The following is a 16,587-nucleotide window of genomic DNA, read 5'->3' as shown; positions in this document are numbered from 1 at the left end:
TCCTGGGACCTTTCCTGGGACGCGAGTCCTCGGCCCTCGTACCGCACAAGGGATGCCTGGATGTCCGGCCGGATCGGTGGAAGCCGGACTTCGGTGTGGTGAAGGCCGACCGCAACCGCCGGGTGCGGGAGGTGGACAACCGCGAGGTCGTCCACCTCCGCCACGAGGAGCGCTCCCAGGAGCTCGCCCGGGACCTCTTCCACGCTCGCCGCGGCCACTGGGGTGACGCTCCGCCGCTTCATCGATGAGGTGTTGGGTACCGTCGTCGAGCTTCTCGGCCACACTCGACGACGGACTCAGGAAACGGACTCAGGAAGCTGCGTCCAGCGACGTGGGATCCGCGCCCTGGACCACCACCAGCACGGCCTCTCCCAAGGCCAGGCCTCGAGCGACGCACGCGGGAGAGGGCCGGCTACAAGTCGAATGACACCAGCCGCGCACGAACGAGCGCTCGCAGCATCGCGGCGCCCGCCCCCACCGCTGCAAGGTGCAGGACCGTCGCGAGCGCGAGGTCATCCGGCAGGGCCGCGTCGGCCGGCTGTGCGCCCGCCAGGTACAGGGTGAACGGAAGCTTCCAGCCGCTCCAGGCGAACAACGAGCCCGAGCCGAGCCAGCCGAGCACCATCGGGCCCATCGGGGGACTCGTGCGGGCCGGCCTCGCACGGCAGCCCAGGTAGCGGCGGACGCCACGAACGCCCAGAGCCCGAAGACGCCGGACAGCACATGCCAAGCGCAGTCCCGCTCGCCGCGGTGGGCGACACCCGCGGTGCCGCCCACCGCCCAGTACAGCCACAGGAGACCGACCGCCGCACCGACCACGGCCGTCCATGGCGGCACCCTTGGCGAGCCCTCCCCACGGTCCCCGAGCCGCCCCGCGAACGCGTCCGGCCAGCGCCGCCGCAAGTACGCAGGCAGCGCGATGGCCAGACCCAGCCCCATGCCCACAAACCCGATCTGAACCAGCCCGGCCTCCCAGACCGGCATCGACGGGCCCGCGTCACCCCCGCTCTCCGAATTGCCACCCTCCGAGCCCAGCAGCGAACTGAGAACGGCATACGGCAACACCGGGACGAGGAAGCCCGTCCCCACCCAAGCGCAGAAAGCCAACGGCGCTCCCGGTATGCGCCCCCCCCCCCCACGGCCGCACCAGCGCGAGCGCCACCGCGATCCCGATCCCCGCCATACCGATCGTGCGGCCCTGTCCAGCGCGGCCACCGTGGTGGTGAGCCTGGTTCCGGAGGACGACGGTACAGCCGAGAGTGCGCTGCGCGGGGCGCTGGCGCTGCGCTACAACACCGTCAAGCCGTTCCTGTCGCTGCTGGGCGAGTCGAAGGCGCTGGGGGCCGCGACCGGCGGAGCCCGCATCCTGGCCGGGGTGCAGAGGCTGCCGGCGCTGTCGCGGCGGAAGGTGGGCGAGAAGCCGCTGCTGCCGCGGGAGGTCGACGACAAGCTGGTGCCGGGGCACTGGCGCAAGGCGGTGCACTCGACAACTACGTCACCCACAAGACACCCGCCATCAAGAAGTGGCTGCTGGCACACCCCCGCTTCCACCTGCACTTCACCCCGACGAGTTCGTCCTGGCTGAACCTGGTGGAACGGTGGTTCGCCGAGCTCACCCAGAAGAAGCTCAAACGCGGTGTCCACCGCTCCGTGCAGGCCCTCGAACGTGACATCCGCAGCTGGCTCGCGGACTGGAACGACCACCCCAGACCGTTCGTCTGGACGAAGACTGCCGACGAGACCCTCGACAAAGTCGCCGCATACTGCCGACGAATCTCCGACTCAGATCACTAGGGCCTGTCCGGCGGATCATGCCGCAGACGCGGGGGCTGGTACGCCCATCTGCGGCGTTGTCGTCGGTTGCCGACGCTCCGCGTCGACGCCCTCCTCCGCCTTGCAGCTGGACGCACCAGCCCCCGCTCACCTGCGCCGACGAGGCACCGCACCTTTCCTGCGACCTGATCCGCCGGACAGGCCCTAGCCACCCGGCTCGGCGGGCGGACCGGGCGGGACTGAGATCTCCCGCAGCGGGTCCCCTCCGTCGACGAACAGCCGGCCGCCCGGCGCCAGCGCGGCGGCGACCCGCTCCAGGACCTGCCGTCCGGCCTCCGGGTGACGGCCGTCGAGCGCCCCGACGCGGACGGCGAACACCAGGTCGAACGGTCCCTCACCGGGCTCGGGTACGAAGCTCTCCGCCGCGACGCACCGCACGCTCATCCGGCCCGAGGCGATCTCGCGGGCCGAGCCGGCCTCCGCCTGCGAGACCGTCCGCGCCGAACGGTCGACGGCCACGATGTGCCCCGACACCAGCCGCGCGGCGACGGCCCGCGCGGCGGCCCCCGGCCCGCACCCGATCTCCAGCAGCCTCGCTGCCGGCGTCAGCGGCAGCGCGTCCACGATCGCCGCGAGACGGGGCGAGAGCTCCGACGGCACGGCCGGTCACCTCATCCGCTCGGTGTGCCGACGCGGAGGCGGTTGCCGTCCGGGTCGCGCAACTCGACCTCGCGCGCCCAGGGTGCCTCCTCGACCCGCACGCCGAACTCGGCGGCGACGGCGTCGACGTCGGTGACCCGCAGATACACCAGCGTGTCCGGCCGGGCGTCCCCGGCGTGCTCCGACAGGAACAGCCGCACCCGCCCGCGTGCCACCTCCACGAAGGCCGGCAGACCCGGCTCGAAGCGGTGCTCCCACTGCGCGGCGAAGCCCAGCCGCGCGTACCAGCGCACGGCCGCGGCGGCGTCGGCCACGCGCAGGATCGGGATCGCCTCCTCGTCCACGTGCTCAGTCACCCGTCCCGTCCCGTTCTTCCGTCCCGTCCTTTCCCGCGACCAGCCCCCGCAGCAGCGCGGGCAGGGCGGTGCCGATGGGCTCCCGGACGACCTCGTCCGCGAGGTCGTCGTACGGCGTCGGCTCGGCGTTGACGACGACCAGCCGCGCACCGTGGTCGGCGGCCACGCCGGCCAGTCCGGCGGCGGGCTGGACCTGGAGGCTGGTGCCGACGGCGACGAACACCTGGCAGGCCTTGGTGATGGCGACCGCCTCACCGAGGACCACCGGGTCGAGACGCTCGCCGAACATCACGGTCGCCGGCTTCAGGATGCCGCCGCACTCCAGGCACGGCGGATCGTCCTCGCCCGCGTCGAGGCGGGCCAGCGCGTCCTCCATCGGCCCCCGCACGTGGCAGCCGGTGCACACGCAGCTGAGCGCGGTGCCGTGCAGTTCCAGCACCTTGCGGGCGGGGAGACCGGCGAGCTGGTGCAGCCCGTCCACGTTCTGCGTGATCACCCGCACCGGCACCCCGGACCGCTCCAGCTCGGCCACCGCGCGGTGCGCGGCGTTCGGCTCGGCCCGCAGCGCCCCGGTCTCCCGCCGCATCCGCCAGGAGCGGCGCCGGATCTCCGGATCGCCCATGTAGTACTCGTACGTGACGAGCTTCTCGGCCTCCGGGTCGCCGCGCCACAGCCCCTTGGGTCCGCGGTAGTCGGGGATGCCGGAGTCGGTGGAGACGCCGGCACCGCTGAGGATGGCGACGAGGGGCTTGCCGGTCATGCGGTCGAGGGTAGGGCGCGCGGGTCCGGTCGGCGAACGGATTGTTCCGGCACGGTACGCGCCGTCACACGTCGACCCGGCGGCCGTTCTCCAGCTCGGCGGTGCCCGCCCCCTCCGCCAGCACGTCCAGAGCGGCGAGGACCCGGCCGTGCAGGGAACCGAGCAGGTGGTCGCCCAGCTCCTCGCGCGGCACCAGCCGCCAGGACAGCAGCTCCTCCTCCTGCAACCGGATCGCCTTGAGGTCGTCCTCGGTCAGGACGCCGCCGTCGTACAGGTACGCCACGATCGGCGGCCGGTCCGGGCCGTGCGACCAGTCCACCACGAGCAGCCGTCCGAGCCGGACGTCCAGCCCGATCTCCTCGGCGGTCTCGCGCCGCGCGCCCTGCCGCGGCGTCTCCCCGTCCTCCGACTCGATCGTCCCGCCGGGCAGCGTCCACCCCTCGCGGTAGTTCGGCTCGACGAGCAGCACCCGGCCCTCGGCGTCCCGGCAGACGGCGGCGGCCCCGGCGAGGACGCGGGGGAGGCCGGCGATGTAGGTGGCGTAGTCAGGAGTGGTCACCAGTGCAGGGTAGCGAGCCGTTCCATGTGGTGGGCGGGGCATGACGGCACGGGTGTCCTCCGGTTAAGGTCGCAGCGGCGCGACTGCCTTGACGTGCGCAAGGCTCGGAGAGCAAGGGGAGATCAAGGTGGCTGACGCTGCAGTGGACGGGGCCCGCCGGGTGCTCGTCGCCGCGGACAAGTTCAAGGGTTCGCTGACGGCCGTCGAGGTCGCCGAGCGGGTGACGGCCGGTCTGCGCCGGGTCGTGCCGGACCTCGCCGTGGAGGCGCTGCCCGTCGCCGACGGCGGTGACGGCACGGTGGCCGCGGCGGTCGCGGCCGGTTTCGAGCGCCGCCAGGTGCGGGTCGCCGGGCCCCTCGGTGACGAGGTGACGGCGGCGTACGCGCTGCGCGACGGCACCGCGGTGGTGGAGATGGCCGAGGCCAGTGGCCTCCAGCGGCTCCCGGAGGGTGTCCTCGCGCCGCTGACGGCGTCCACGTACGGCTCCGGCGAGCTGCTGCGGGCCGCGCTGGACGCGGGGGCGCGGACGATCGTGTTCGGGGTCGGCGGCAGCGCGACCACCGACGGCGGCGCCGGGATGCTGTCCGCGCTGGGCGCGCGGTTCCTGGACGGGAACGGGGAGCCGGTCGCGCCGGGCGGGGGCGGTCTCGCCGACGTGGCCTCGGCCGACCTGACGGGCCTGGACCCGAGGCTTTCCGACGTCGAGCTGGTGCTCGCGAGCGACGTCGACAATCCGCTGACCGGGCCGAAGGGCGCGCCCGCCGTGTACGGCCCGCAGAAGGGTGCCTCGCCGCAGGACGTGGAGGCGCTGGACGCGGCCCTCGCGCACTTCGCGAAGGTCCTGGAGGGCACGGAGACCGTGGGTGCGCGGGCCGCCGAGTACGCCGCCTCTCCGGGGGCCGGTGCGGCGGGCGGCATCGGGTTCGGCGCGATGCTGCTGGGGGCGCGGTTCCGGCCCGGCATCGAGGTGATGCTGGACGTGCTGGGCTTCGCGCCGGCGCTGGAGCGGGCGGACCTCGTGATCACGGGGGAGGGCTCGCTGGACGAGCAGACCCTGCACGGGAAGGCGCCGGCGGGCGTGGCCGCGGCGGCGCGGGCGGCGGGCAAGGACGTCGTCGCGGTGTGCGGGCGGCTGGCGCTGGCGCCGGAGGTGCTGGGGCGGGCCGGGATCAGGCGGGCGTATCCGCTGACGGATGTGGAGCCGGACGTGGCGAAGTGCATCGCCGATGCAGGGCCGATCCTGGAGCGGGTGGCGGAGCGGATCGCGCGGGACTTCCTGGCCTAGGGAAGTTTCGCCCCCGCCGCCCCTTCCCGTTCCCGACCCCGGGGGGCTGCCGCCCCCGGACCCCCGCTTCGGCCCTGAACGGGCCTCGTCCTCAATCGCCGGACGGGCTGGAGTGGGCTGGCCACGGCCACTGATGTCCCCACCGAGTCGGGTGGTGGGTGGGCATAGGCCGGGGGTCTGGGGGCGGAGCCCCCAGGGACGCCCGCACCGGCGCCGGGCGCCCGAAAAGCGGAGGGCCCCGAACCCAACCAGGTTCGGGGCCCTCAAGACGCCGTCACGGCAATTGCGCCGCCCGCGCCTCCCGCCGATTGTCACGGAAGTTGTTCACCTTGCGAGCCGTGGCGAACAGCGGAATCACCGCCCCCATCACCAGCTGCAGCGCACAGCCCGTTTGCAGCAGCAGCTGCCCGCTCGGCGCGTCGAACGCCCACGCCGCCAGCAGCCCCATCGACAGGACGATCCACGACAGCATCGCCACCGCGAGGCGCCCCCGCGGCTTCGGGTACTCGACCCGGCTCACCATCAGCCAGGCGGTGCCGATGATCGCCAGCAGCGTCGCCACGAAGGGCAGCTCCAGCAGCACGATCGACACCACCGTCAGCGCCCCGAAGGGCGACGGCATGCCCTGGAAGGTGCCGTCCTTGACGGTGACGCAGGAGAACCGGGCAAGCCGCAGCACCACCGCCAGCAGCACCACGATCGCCCCCACCGCCGCCACCCGCTGGTAGGCGTCGTCCGCGACCATGCCGTAGACGAGGACGAAGTACGCCGGCGCCAGCCCGAAGCTGATCAGGTCGGAGAGGTTGTCCAGCTCCGCGCCCATCGGAGAGCTGCGCAGCTTGCGGGCGACCAGGCCGTCGAACAGGTCGAAGATCGCCGCGCACAGCATCAGGATGACCGCCGTGGCCGCGCTGTGGCGGGCCATGCCGGACTCTTCGCTGCCCATGAGGTGCGGGATGAGGATGCCGGTGGTGGTGAAGTACACCGCCATGAACCCGCACGTGGCGTTGCCGAGGGTGAGGGTGTCCGCTATCGACAGGCGGAGCGAGAGAGGCATCTCCTCCTCTTCGTCCACCTCGTCGGCCTCGGGCACCCAGCCGGCCTGGGTCTGCGGATCAATCACGGTCAATTCGAGTCACCCCAGCCACCGTCTTCTGGCCCACCTCGACATCCACCTCGACACCCTCCGGCAGGTACAGGTCGACGCGCGAACCGAAGCGGATCAGACCGACCCGCTCGCCCTGCTCGACCTTGGTGCCCTGCGGCACGTAGGGGACGATGCGGCGGGCCACCGCGCCGGCGATCTGGATCATCTCGATGTCGCCCAGCTCGGTGTCGAAGTGCCACACGACCCGCTCGTTGTTCTCGCTCTCCTTGTTGAAGGCGGGAACGAAGCCACCGGGAACGTGCTCGACCGACGTCACCGTGCCCGACAGCGGAGCGCGGTTCACGTGGACGTTCAGCGGGCTCATGAAGATCGCGACGCGGGTGCGGCCGTCCTTCCACGGCATGATGCTCTGCACCACTCCGTCGGCGGGCGAGACGACCCGGCCCCGGGTGATCTCGCGCTCGGGGTCGCGGAAGAACCACAGCATCCCCGCCGCGAGCGCGGTGGCGGGGACGGCGACGGCCTTGGCCACGCCCGAGCGACGGGCACGGACCAGGCTGACGGCTGCGGTGGCGACGGTCGGCAGAAGCCACGGCGATGCTCCGCGCGCGAGGCGTACGCCGGCCAGGCTGTCGCGAGATGCAGAGGTTTGGCTGTGGGGCATGGATGACCTTCGTAGCGGATGATGCCGCGCACTGACGGGGGACGGCGGCTTTCCGGCGATCGTAGCGGCTCTCCGCCGCAACTGGGTAAGCCAGGAAGCCGAGTCGGCGGCCGAACACTGCCTACGGGGTGTGACCTTGTTCTCCAAGAAAACACCCCGTATCCGGACATCTAACCCTGGAATCGATACTCTTCGAGCAGTCGGCGGCCGATGATCATTTTCTGGATCTCGGCGGTGCCTTCACCGATCAGGAGCATCGGGGCCTCGCGGTAGAGGCGCTCGATCTCGTACTCCTTGGAGAAGCCGTACCCGCCGTGGATCCGGAAGGCGTCCTCCACGACCTCCTTGCAATACTCGGATGCGAGGTACTTGGCCATCCCCGCTTCCAGGTCGTTTCGTTCGCCCGAGTCCTTTTTGCGTGCAGCGTTCACCATCATCGCATGCGCCGCCTCGACCTTGGTAGCCATCTCCGCGAGCTTGAACTGAATGGCCTGGTGCTGGGCGATCTGCTTGCCGAAAGTGTGACGCTGCTGGGCGTACTGGACACCGAGCTCGAAGGCACGCTGAGCGACGCCGCAGCCACGCGCCGCCACATTGACGCGGCCCACCTCGACGCCGTCCATCATTTGGTAAAAACCTCGGCCGGTGACCCCGCCGAGCACCCGGTCGGCCGGAACGCGCAGGCCGTCCATGACGAGCTCGGTGGTGTCGACGCCCTTGTAGCCCATCTTGTCGATCTTGCCGGGGATGGTGAGTCCGGGGCGGACCTCGCCGAACCCGGGCTCCTTCTCCACCAGGAAGGTCGTCATCGACTTGTGCGGGGCCGTGCCCTCGGGGTGACCCTCGTCACTCTTCACCAGTACGGCCACCAGCGACGACGTACCGCCGTTCGTCAGCCACATCTTCTGGCCGTTCAGGACGTACTCGTCGCCGTCCTTCACCGCCTTCGAGGAGATCGCCGACACGTCCGAGCCCAGCGCCGGCTCCGACATGGAGAAGGCGCCCCGGATGTCGCCGGCGGCCATGCGGGGCAGGAAGTGGTCCTTCTGCTCCCGCGTGCCGTGCTGCTTGAGCATGTACGCCACGATGAAGTGCGTGTTGATGATGCCGGAGACCGACATCCAGCCGCGGGCGATCTCCTCCACGCACAGGGCGTACGTCAGGAGCGACTCGCCCAGGCCCCCGTACTCCTCGGGAATCATCAGGCCGAACAGGCCCAGCTCCTTGAGCCCGTCCACGATGTCCTGCGGGTACTCGTCCCGGTGCTCCAGCTCGGTCGCGACCGGGATGATCTCCTTGTCCACGAAGTCGTGGACGGTGGAGAGGATCTCCCGCTGGACGTCCGTGAGGCCGTGGGTCTGGCCGAGGCGGCTCATCTACTTCCCCTGTTCCTTCAGCTCGGGCCGGCCGGGCTGCTCGCCGCCGCGCTCCTTGATGTACGTCTCGGTGGGCACCATCACCTTGCGGCGGAAGACGCAGACCAGCGTGCCGTCCTGCTTGTAGCCCTTGGTCTCGACGTGGACGATGCCGCGGTCGTTCTTCGACTTCGACGGCCACTTGTCGAGCACCGTCGTCTGGCCGTAGACGGTGTCGCCGTGGAAGGTCGGCGCCACGTGCTTGAGCGACTCGATCTCCAGGTTGGCGATCGCCTTGCCGGAGATGTCGGGGACCGACATGCCGAGCAGGAGCGAGTAGACGTAGTTGCCGACCACCACGTTCTTGCCGAAGTCCGTCGTCTTCTCGGCGTAGTTCGTGTCCATGTGGAGGGGGTGGTGGTTCATGGTGAGGAGACAGAACAGGTGGTCGTCGTACTCCGTGACCGTCTTCCCGGGCCAGTGCTTGTACGTCGCCCCGACCTCGAACTCCTCGTAGGTGCGTCCGAACTGCATGGCCCTCAGCCCTCCGGGATCTCGAACTTCGACGTGCGCCGCATGCCCGCCGCCCGCCCCTTGCCCGCGATGACCAGGGCCATCTTGCGGCTGGCCTCGTCGATCATCTCGTCGCCGAGCATGGCGGAGCCCTTCTTGCCGCCCGCCTCGGACGTGCAGTACTCGTAGGCGTCCAGGATCAGCTCGGCGTGGTCGTAGTCCTCCTGCGAGGGCGAGAAGACCTCGTTGGCGGCGTCGACCTGGCCCGGGTGCAGCACCCACTTGCCGTCGAAGCCGAGGGCGGCGGCACGGCCGGCGACCTCGCGGAAGCCGTCCACGTTGCGGATCTGGAGGTAGGGGCCGTCGATCGCCTGGAGGTCGTTGGCGCGGGCGGCCATCAGGATCTTCATCAGGATGTAGTGGTAGGCGTCCGCCGGGTAGCCGGGCGGCTGCTCGCCCACGACCAGGGACTTCATGTTGATGGACGCCATGAAGTCGGCCGGGCCGAAGATGATGGTCTCGATGCGCGGGCTCGCCTGTGCGATCTCGTTGACGTTGTTCAGGCCCCGCGCGTTCTCGATCTGCGCCTCGATGCCGATCCGGCCGACCTCGAAGCCCATCGTCTTCTCGATCTGGGTGAGCAGGAGGTCGAGGGCGACGATCTGCTGGGCGTCCTGGACCTTCGGCAGCATGATGCAGTCGAGGTTCGGGCCGGCGCCCTCGACGACGGTCACGACGTCGCGGTACGTCCACTCGGTCGTCCAGTCGTTGACGCGCACGACGCGGGTCTTGCCGGTCCAGTCGCCCTCGTTGAGAAACTTGACGATCGTGTGCCGCGCCTCCGGCTTGGCGAGCGGCGCGCAGGCGTCCTCCAGGTCCAGGAAGACCTGGTCCGCGGGGAGGCCCTGGGCCTTCTCCAGGAAGCGCGGGTTGCTTCCCGGGACCGCCAGGCAGGAGCGGCGGGGGCGAAGGCGGTCGACTGTCGTCATGCGGGGACCTCCAGGGGGTCGAGCTTGTTCGCGTTCCGGATCTCGTCGACGATCCGGCCGATGATGCCGGTGATGTCGAAGTCCTTCGGGGTGAAGACCGCGGCCACTCCCGCGGCCCGCAGTTCTTCGGCGTCACCGTTCGGGATGATGCCACCGGCGATCACCGGTATATCTGTGGCACCGGCCACACGGAGCCTTTCCAGCACGTCGGGGACGAGCTGGGCGTGCGAGCCGGAGAGGATGGACAGGCCCACCGCGTGCACGTCCTCGGCGAGGGCGGCGTCCACGATCTGCTCCGGGGTGAGCCGGATGCCCTGGTAGACCACCTCGAACCCGGCGTCGCGGGCCCGCACGGCGATCTGCTCGGCACCGTTGGAGTGCCCGTCCAGGCCGGGCTTGCCGACCAGGAAGCGCAGCTTGCCCACGCCGAGGTCCTTCGCCGTCAGGTCCACCTTGCGGCGCACCTCGGACAGGGCCGAACCCTCCTCGGCGGCGACCGTCACCGGCGCCGACGACACCCCGGTCGGCGCGCGGAACTCGCCGAACACCTCGCGCAGCGCCCCGGCCCACTCGCCGGTCGTGACGCCGGCGCGGGCGCACTCCACGGTGGCCTCCATGAGGTTGTCGGTGCCCTTGGCGGCCTCCTTCAGCTTCTCCAGCGCCTTGCAGGGCCGGGGGTGGTTGAAGGGCGGCTGGTATCGCGTGTCCCGCCAGTTCTGGAGCGAGGCGACGACACGGGCCTCCACCGCCGGGTCGACCGTCTGGATGGCGGTGTCCAGGTCGGCGGTCAGCGGGTTGGGCTCGGTGCCCTCGAAGGCGTTGACACCGATGATCTTCTCCACGCCGGACTCGATCCGGGCCCGGCGCTCGGCGTGCGAGGCGACCAGCTGCGACTTGAGGTAGCCGGACTCGACGGCGGCCATCGCGCCGCCCATCTCCTGGATGCGCTCGATCTCCGCGAACGCCTCCTCCACCAGCTCGTCCACCTTCGCCTCGACCACCTTCGAGCCCTCGAAGAGGTCGCCGTACTCCAGCAGGTCGCTCTCGTACGCCAGCACCTGCTGGATGCGCAGCGACCACTGCTGGTCCCAGGGCCTCGGCAGGCCCAGCGCCTCGTTCCAGGCCGGCAGCTGCACGGCACGCGCGCGTGCGTCCTTGGAGAGGGTGACCGCCAGCATCTCCAGGACGATCCGCTGGACGTTGTTCTCCGGCTGCGCCTCGGTCAGACCGAGGGAGTTGACCTGGACGCCGTAGCGGAAGCGGCGGTGCTTGGGGTTCTCGATGCCGTACCGCTCGCGCGTGACGCGGTCCCAGATCCGGCCGAAGGCCCGCATCTTGCACATCTCCTCGACGAAGCGGACGCCCGCGTTCACGAAGAAGGAGATGCGGCCGACCACGTCGCCCATGCGCTCCTGCGGCACCTGGCCGCCGTCGCGCACGGCGTCGAGCACGGCGATCGCGGTGGACATCGCGTACGCGATCTCCTGAACCGGCGTGGCGCCCGCCTCCTGCAGGTGGTAGCTGCAGATGTTGATCGGGTTCCACTTCGGGATGTGGGAGACCGTGTACGCGATCATGTCGGTCGTCAGACGGAGCGAGGGCCCCGGCGGGAAGACGTGCGTCCCGCGGGACAGGTACTCCTTGACGATGTCGTTCTGTGTCGTGCCGCTGAGCTTGGTGATGTCCGCACCCTGCTCCTCGGCGACGACCTGGTAGAGCGCCAGCAGCCACATGGCCGTGGCGTTGATGGTCATCGAGGTGTTCATCTGCTCCAGGGGGATGTCCTGGAACAGCCGGCGCATGTCACCGAGGTGCGCGATCGGCACGCCGACCCGGCCCACCTCGCCGCGGGCGAGGACGTGGTCGGAGTCGTAGCCGGTCTGGGTCGGCAGGTCGAAGGCGACCGACAGGCCCGTCTGCCCCTTGGCGAGGTTGCGCCGGTACAGCTCGTTGGACGCCTCGGCCGTGGAGTGACCGGCGTACGTGCGCATGAGCCACGGCCGGTCCTTCTGACGCTCAGTCATGTGTGGCCTCCGCCGTCCTCAGATGTTCCGGAAGCGGTTGATGGCGTCGAGGTGCCGGGCGCGCTTCTCCTGGTCGCGCACACCCAGGCCCTCCTCGGGCGCCAGGCACAGCACGCCGACCTTGCCCTGGTGGGCGTTGCGGTGGACGTCGTGGGCGGCCTGGCCGGTGTCCTCCAGGGAGTACACCTTGGAGAGGGTGGGGTGGATCTTGCCCTTGGCGATGAGGCGGTTGGCCTCCCAGGCCTCGCGGTAGTTGGCGAAGTGGGAGCCGATGATGCGCTTCAGGGACATCCACAGGTAGCGGTTGTCGTACTCGTGCATGTAGCCCGAGGTCGAGGCGCAGGTGGTGATGGTGCCGCCCTTGCGGGTGACGAAGACGGAGGCGCCGAAGGTCTCGCGACCGGGGTGCTCGAAGACGATGTCGATGTCCTCGCCGCCCGTGAACTCGCGGATGCGCTTGCCGAAGCGCTTCCACTCCTTCGGGTCCTGGGTCTGCTCGTCCTTCCAGAACCTGTAGCCCTCGGCGCTGCGGTCGATGATCGCCTCGGCGCCCATGGACCGGCAGATGTCCGCCTTCTGCTCGCTGGAGACGACGCAGATCGGGTTGGCGCCGCCGGCCAGCGCGAACTGGGTGGCGTACGAGCCGAGTCCGCCGCTCGCACCCCAGATGAGCACGTTGTCGCCCTGCTTCATGCCGGCGCCGTTGCGGGAGACCAGCTGGCGGTACGCGGTGGAGTTGACCAGGCCCGGGGCGGCGGCCTCCTCCCAGCTGAGGTGGTCCGGCTTCGGCATCAGCTGGTTGGACTTGACGAGGGCGATCTCGGCGAGGCCGCCGAAGTTGGTCTCGAAGCCCCAGATGCGCTGCTCGGGGTCGAGCATCGTGTCGTTGTGCCCGTCGGAGGACTCCAGCTCGACGGAGAGGCAGTGCGCGACGACCTCGTCACCGGGCTGCCAGGCGTTGACGCCCGGGCCGGTGCGCAGGACGACGCCCGCGAGGTCGGAGCCGATGATGTGGTACGGCAGGTCGTGGCGCTTGGCCAGCTCGTTGGTGCGGCCGTAGCGCTCCAGGAACCCGAAGGTGGACAGCGGCTCGAAGATCGAGGTCCACACGGAGTTGTAGTTGACCGAGGAGGCCATGACGGCCACCAGGGCCTCGCCCGGGCCCAGCTCGGGCACCGGCACCTCGTCGAGGTGGATCGACTTGCGCGGGTCCTTGTCGCGGGTCTCCAGGCCCGCGAACATCTCCGTCTCGTCCTTGTGCACGGTGATCGCGCGGTACGACTCGGGGATCGGCAGTGCGGCGATGTCGGCCGGCGTGGATTCGGGCGACTGGATCGCGTCCAGGATGTCCTTCACGGTCACGGTGTTGCCTCCGGCGATGAGCGCCCTGAGGGAGGGGCGCTGAGGGTTACGTCGGTGCTGCTGGGATTCGGTGTGAAAGTGCCTGTGACGCAGGCGTTCGGGCGCGCAGGGGATGAGTGCGGGGACAGCCCGGACACCTTCAACGTATGACACCGCGTGTCACCCCGCAAGGCACTGAGTGCCAGAACTTCCACTCAGATGAAATCTTTACGCTACAGATGAGCGATGATCGATCGAACGAAGGCCGACGAGGGGTGGGAAAGGGGCGTTGACATGCAAAAACGGCCACCCGGTGGGTGGCCGTCGTCACAGAGGTGGAGGGGAGGCTCAGCGCTCCTTGAGGGCCTGCTCGATGGTCCGCATGACCTCGTGCAGCGGTGCGTCGGTGCGCGCGACCGTCACCAGCACCTCGCCCCGCACGGAGGCCGAGGAGGCGGCCGACCGCGCGCCGGCGGCCGTGGAGCGCCCGGCGCCGATGCCGGTGCCGAACGTCCGGCGCACGATCGCGAAGGCGTGGTCCAGCTGCGCCTCCACGTCCCCCTGCCCGCCCGCCCTGAGCCAGCGCCGCAGCACGTGGTTGTGCGCGGTGACCACGGCCGAGGCGGCGACCTCGGCCAGCAGCGGGTCGTCGTTGGCGTCGTCGTCGTGCGCGTGCTCGTCGAAGTGTCCGAGGAGATAGCGGGTGAACAGACGCTCGTAGCGGGCCACCGACGCGATCTCCGCCTCGCGCAGGGTCGGCACCTCGCGGGTCAGCTTGTAGCGGGCGACCGAGATCTCCGGCCGGGCCGCGTACATCTTCATGACTTCCTTGATGCCGCGGCACACCGTGTCGAGCGGGTGCTCGTGCGCGGGCGCGGCGTTGAGCACGGCCTCCGCACGGACCAGGGTGTCGTCGTGGTCCGGGAAGATCGCTTCTTCCTTGGAGCGGAAGTGCCGGAAGAAGGTACGGCGTGCGACCCCTGCCTGGGCCGCGATCTCGTCGACGGTGGTCGCCTCGTACCCCTTGGTCGCGAACAGCTCCATCGCCGCCGCCGCCAGTTCCCGGCGCATTTTGAGCCGCTGGGCGGCGGCTCGGCTGCCGGCCGCGCTCTCCGGCGCGTCGGGCGTGGCTGGTGTACGTGAGGACTTGGCGGGCTGGGACATGCCATGAACGTACTGCATGCGCCCGCAATCATGCGCGTGACCGGGGATTCCCCCGCCCTCGGGGGGCGGGGGAGACCCGGCAGGGGAGGGCGGGGCGGACCCGGCCGTGGGTGGCGGGAACCCGGCCGGATCGAGCAGCCCGCCCCAGTCCTCCTCGGTACGGAACCAGTCGCCCACTTGCTCAGCGGCGGGCATACTCGCGGAAGCCGCGGCCCGTCTTGCGGCCGAGGCAGCCCGCGGCCACCAGGTGCTCCAGCAGCGGCGCCGGGGCCAGTCCCGGGTCGCGGAACTCGCGGTGCAGCACCTTCTCGATGGCGAGCGAGACGTCGAGACCGACCACGTCGAGCAGCTCGAAGGGGCCCATCGGATAGCCGCCGCCGAGCTTCATGGCCGCGTCGATGTCGTCGAGCGTCGCGTAGTGCTCCTGGACCATCTTCACGGCGTTGTTGAGGTACGGGAACAGCAGCGCGTTCACGATGAACCCGGCCCGGTCGCCGCAGTCCACGGCGTGCTTGCGGATCTTGACGCAGACCTCCCGGACGGTGGCGTGGACATCGTCCGCCGTCAGCACCGTGCGGACCACCTCGACCAGCTTCATGGCCGGGGCCGGGTTGAAGAAGTGCATGCCGATCACGTCCTGCGGGCGCGAGGTGGCGCGGGCGCAGGCGACGACGGGCAGCGAGGAGGTGGTGGTGGCCAGCACCGCGCCGGGCTTGCAGACCTTGTCCAGCGTCGCGAACAGCTGCCGCTTGACCTCCAGGTCCTCGGCGACCGCCTCCACGGCCAGGTCCACGTCCGCGAAGTCGTCGTAGCTGCCCGTCGGCGTGATCCGCTCCAGCGTCCGCGCGGCGACCTCGGCCGTCAGCCGGCCCTTGTCCACGCTGCGGGCCAGGGACTTCCCGATGCGGGCCTTGGCCGTCTGCGCCTTCTCCGCGCTGCGGGCGGCGAGAACCACCTCGTAGCCGACCTTGGCGAACACCTCGGCGATGCCGGACGCCATGGTGCCCGACCCGGCGACGCCCACGGCGCGCACCGGACGGCCGGGGACCTCCGTGCCGCCCGTGCCCGGCGTCAGGGCGTCCGGCACCACGACCGCGCTGCCCGGCGCCTCGTACGTGTAGAAGCCGCGCCCCGCCTTGCGGCCCGTCAGGCCCGCCTCGCTGAGCTGCCGCAGGATCGGTGCGGGCGCGTGCAGCCGGTCGTGCGAGGCGGCGTACATGGCCTCCAGGACGGTGCGCGCGGTGTCCACGCCGATCAGGTCCAGCAGCGCCAGCGGGCCCATCGGCAGCCCGCAGCCGAGCCGCATCGCGGCGTCGATGTCCTCGCGGGAGGCGTAGTTCGCCTCGTACATGGCCGCCGCCTGGTTGAGGTACCCGAACAGCAGCCCGTCGGCGACGAACCCGGGCCGGTCACCGACCGCGACGGGCTCCTTGCCGAGGTCGAGGGCGAGATTGGTGACCGCGGTGACGGCGCCCGGCGCGGTCAGCACCGAGGAGACGACCTCCACGAGCCTCATCGCCGGCGCCGGGTTGAAGAAATGCAGGCCGAGGACCCGCTCCGGGCGGGCCGAGTCGGCGGCCAGCCGGGTCACGGACAGCGCGTTGGTGCCGGTCGCCAGGATGGTCTCGGGGCGCACGATCCCGTCCAGCTCCCGGAAGATCTGCTGCTTGATCTCGTACGACTCCGGGGCCACCTCGATCACCAGGTCGGCGTCGGCCGCCGCGCCCAGGTCGGTGGAGGTGCGGACGCGGGCCAGGGCGTCGGCGCGTTCCTGGGCGGTGAGGCGTCCGCGCTCGACGGCACGGGCGGTGGAGGACTCCAGCGCGGCGACGGCCGTCGCGGCCTGCGCCTCACTGACGTCGATGCCGACGACGTCGCGGCCGGCCCTGGCGAGCACTTCGGCGATGCCGGTGCCCATCGTGCCGAGGCCGACGACGGCTATGGTCCGCAGCGGGGACAGAGGGGTGTCGGACAGGGGAGTGGCCATCGCGGGACTCCAGGAATGAGGGTGACGACGGGAACACGCCCGGGTGCGC

16 protein-coding genes and 2 pseudogenes are annotated in these 16,587 nt (G+C 70.7%); 4 read left to right on the top strand and 14 right to left on the bottom strand.

Annotated elements, in window-relative coordinates:
• Positions 1-95 precede the first annotated feature (95 nt).
• Entirely contained in the window at positions 96-248 is a 153-nt protein-coding gene (locus KUM03_RS31910; RefSeq protein ID WP_217254027.1) for a hypothetical protein, read from the top strand.
• A 164-nt stretch (positions 249-412) separates the two neighbouring features.
• On the opposite strand, the gene KUM03_RS39100 is transcribed toward KUM03_RS31910, so the two are convergent.
• Positions 413-634, bottom strand: coding sequence for a hypothetical protein (locus KUM03_RS39100; RefSeq protein WP_308406461.1), 222 nt, complete (start codon positions 632-634; stop codon positions 413-415).
• Positions 635-1,192: 558 nt separating this feature from the next.
• On the opposite strand from KUM03_RS39100, the pseudogene KUM03_RS31900 reads away from it, so the two are divergent.
• Both KUM03_RS31900 and KUM03_RS31895 read left to right on the top strand, forming a co-directional pair.
• A pseudogene (locus tag KUM03_RS31900) lies at positions 1,193-1,501 on the top strand (hypothetical protein); the annotation flags it as partial.
• Positions 1,483-1,794 (top strand): annotated as a pseudogene (locus KUM03_RS31895) (transposase); the annotation flags it as partial. The pseudogenes KUM03_RS31900 and KUM03_RS31895, both read left to right, overlap by 19 nt.
• A 183-nt stretch (positions 1,795-1,977) precedes the next feature.
• On the opposite strand, the gene KUM03_RS31890 reads toward KUM03_RS31895, so the two are convergent.
• The 4 genes from KUM03_RS31890 to KUM03_RS31875 all read right to left on the bottom strand — a co-directional run bounded on the left by KUM03_RS31890 (position 1,978) and on the right by KUM03_RS31875 (position 4,108).
• Positions 1,978-2,433: a cyclopropane-fatty-acyl-phospholipid synthase family protein gene (locus KUM03_RS31890; protein ID WP_217254026.1), complete on the bottom strand. Its 456-nt coding sequence runs from the start codon at positions 2,431-2,433 to the stop codon at positions 1,978-1,980.
• An 11-nt stretch (positions 2,434-2,444) separates the two neighbouring features.
• Positions 2,445-2,777: a glyoxalase superfamily protein gene (locus KUM03_RS31885; RefSeq protein WP_217254090.1), complete on the bottom strand. Its 333-nt coding sequence runs from the start codon at positions 2,775-2,777 to the stop codon at positions 2,445-2,447.
• A gap of 4 nt (positions 2,778-2,781) precedes the next feature.
• Positions 2,782-3,549, bottom strand: coding sequence for a Sir2 family NAD-dependent protein deacetylase (locus KUM03_RS31880; protein WP_217254025.1), 768 nt, complete (start codon positions 3,547-3,549; stop codon positions 2,782-2,784).
• A gap of 64 nt (positions 3,550-3,613) precedes the next feature.
• Positions 3,614-4,108 (bottom strand): NUDIX hydrolase, encoded by a 495-nt coding sequence (locus tag KUM03_RS31875; protein WP_308406460.1) that lies wholly within the window; start codon positions 4,106-4,108, stop codon positions 3,614-3,616.
• 142 nt (positions 4,109-4,250) lie between these two features.
• On the opposite strand from KUM03_RS31875, the gene KUM03_RS31870 reads away from it, so the two are divergent.
• Positions 4,251-5,393 carry a glycerate kinase gene (locus KUM03_RS31870; RefSeq protein WP_217254089.1) on the top strand — a complete coding sequence of 381 codons (1,143 nt, stop codon included), beginning with the start codon at positions 4,251-4,253 and terminating at the stop codon, positions 5,391-5,393.
• Between the two features lie 274 nt (positions 5,394-5,667).
• Here KUM03_RS31870 and pssA read toward each other — a convergent pair whose 3' ends face one another.
• The 9 genes from pssA to KUM03_RS31825 form a co-directional block, all read right to left on the bottom strand.
• Entirely contained in the window at positions 5,668-6,486 is an 819-nt protein-coding gene (gene pssA, locus KUM03_RS31865) for a CDP-diacylglycerol--serine O-phosphatidyltransferase (protein WP_217254088.1), read from the bottom strand.
• A 22-nt stretch (positions 6,487-6,508) separates the two neighbouring features.
• Positions 6,509-7,165: a phosphatidylserine decarboxylase gene (locus tag KUM03_RS31860; protein WP_073730557.1), complete on the bottom strand. Its 657-nt coding sequence runs from the start codon at positions 7,163-7,165 to the stop codon at positions 6,509-6,511.
• Positions 7,166-7,335: 170 nt separating this feature from the next.
• Complete coding sequence (locus tag KUM03_RS31855; protein ID WP_217254023.1) at positions 7,336-8,541, bottom strand: acyl-CoA dehydrogenase family protein; 1,206 nt, start codon at positions 8,539-8,541, stop codon at positions 7,336-7,338.
• Entirely contained in the window at positions 8,542-9,054 is a 513-nt protein-coding gene (locus KUM03_RS31850; RefSeq protein WP_043377938.1) for a MaoC family dehydratase, read from the bottom strand. It abuts the gene before it with no gap.
• Positions 9,055-9,059: 5 nt separating this feature from the next.
• Positions 9,060-10,022 (bottom strand): CoA ester lyase, encoded by a 963-nt coding sequence (locus KUM03_RS31845; protein ID WP_217254022.1) that lies wholly within the window; start codon positions 10,020-10,022, stop codon positions 9,060-9,062.
• Positions 10,019-12,046: a protein meaA gene (locus KUM03_RS31840; RefSeq protein WP_217254021.1), complete on the bottom strand. Its 2,028-nt coding sequence runs from the start codon at positions 12,044-12,046 to the stop codon at positions 10,019-10,021. The genes KUM03_RS31845 and KUM03_RS31840 overlap by 4 nt, the downstream gene beginning before the upstream one ends.
• An 18-nt stretch (positions 12,047-12,064) precedes the next feature.
• Positions 12,065-13,408 (bottom strand): crotonyl-CoA carboxylase/reductase, encoded by a 1,344-nt coding sequence (gene ccrA / locus KUM03_RS31835; protein WP_217254020.1) that lies wholly within the window; start codon positions 13,406-13,408, stop codon positions 12,065-12,067.
• Between the two features lie 327 nt (positions 13,409-13,735).
• Positions 13,736-14,551: a TetR family transcriptional regulator gene (locus KUM03_RS31830; protein WP_217254019.1), complete on the bottom strand. Its 816-nt coding sequence runs from the start codon at positions 14,549-14,551 to the stop codon at positions 13,736-13,738.
• A gap of 181 nt (positions 14,552-14,732) precedes the next feature.
• Positions 14,733-16,538, bottom strand: a complete 1,806-nt coding sequence (locus KUM03_RS31825; RefSeq protein ID WP_217254018.1) for a 3-hydroxyacyl-CoA dehydrogenase family protein — start codon at positions 16,536-16,538, stop codon at positions 14,733-14,735.
• Between the last annotated feature and the right edge of the window lie 49 nt (positions 16,539-16,587).

The organism is Streptomyces sp. AC602_WCS936 (assembly GCF_019049125.1).
Taxonomy (GTDB): Bacteria; Actinomycetota; Actinomycetes; order Streptomycetales; family Streptomycetaceae; genus Streptomyces.
Note: the sequence above shows the minus strand (reverse complement) of the source record. Positions and strands in the feature narration are given on the sequence as shown.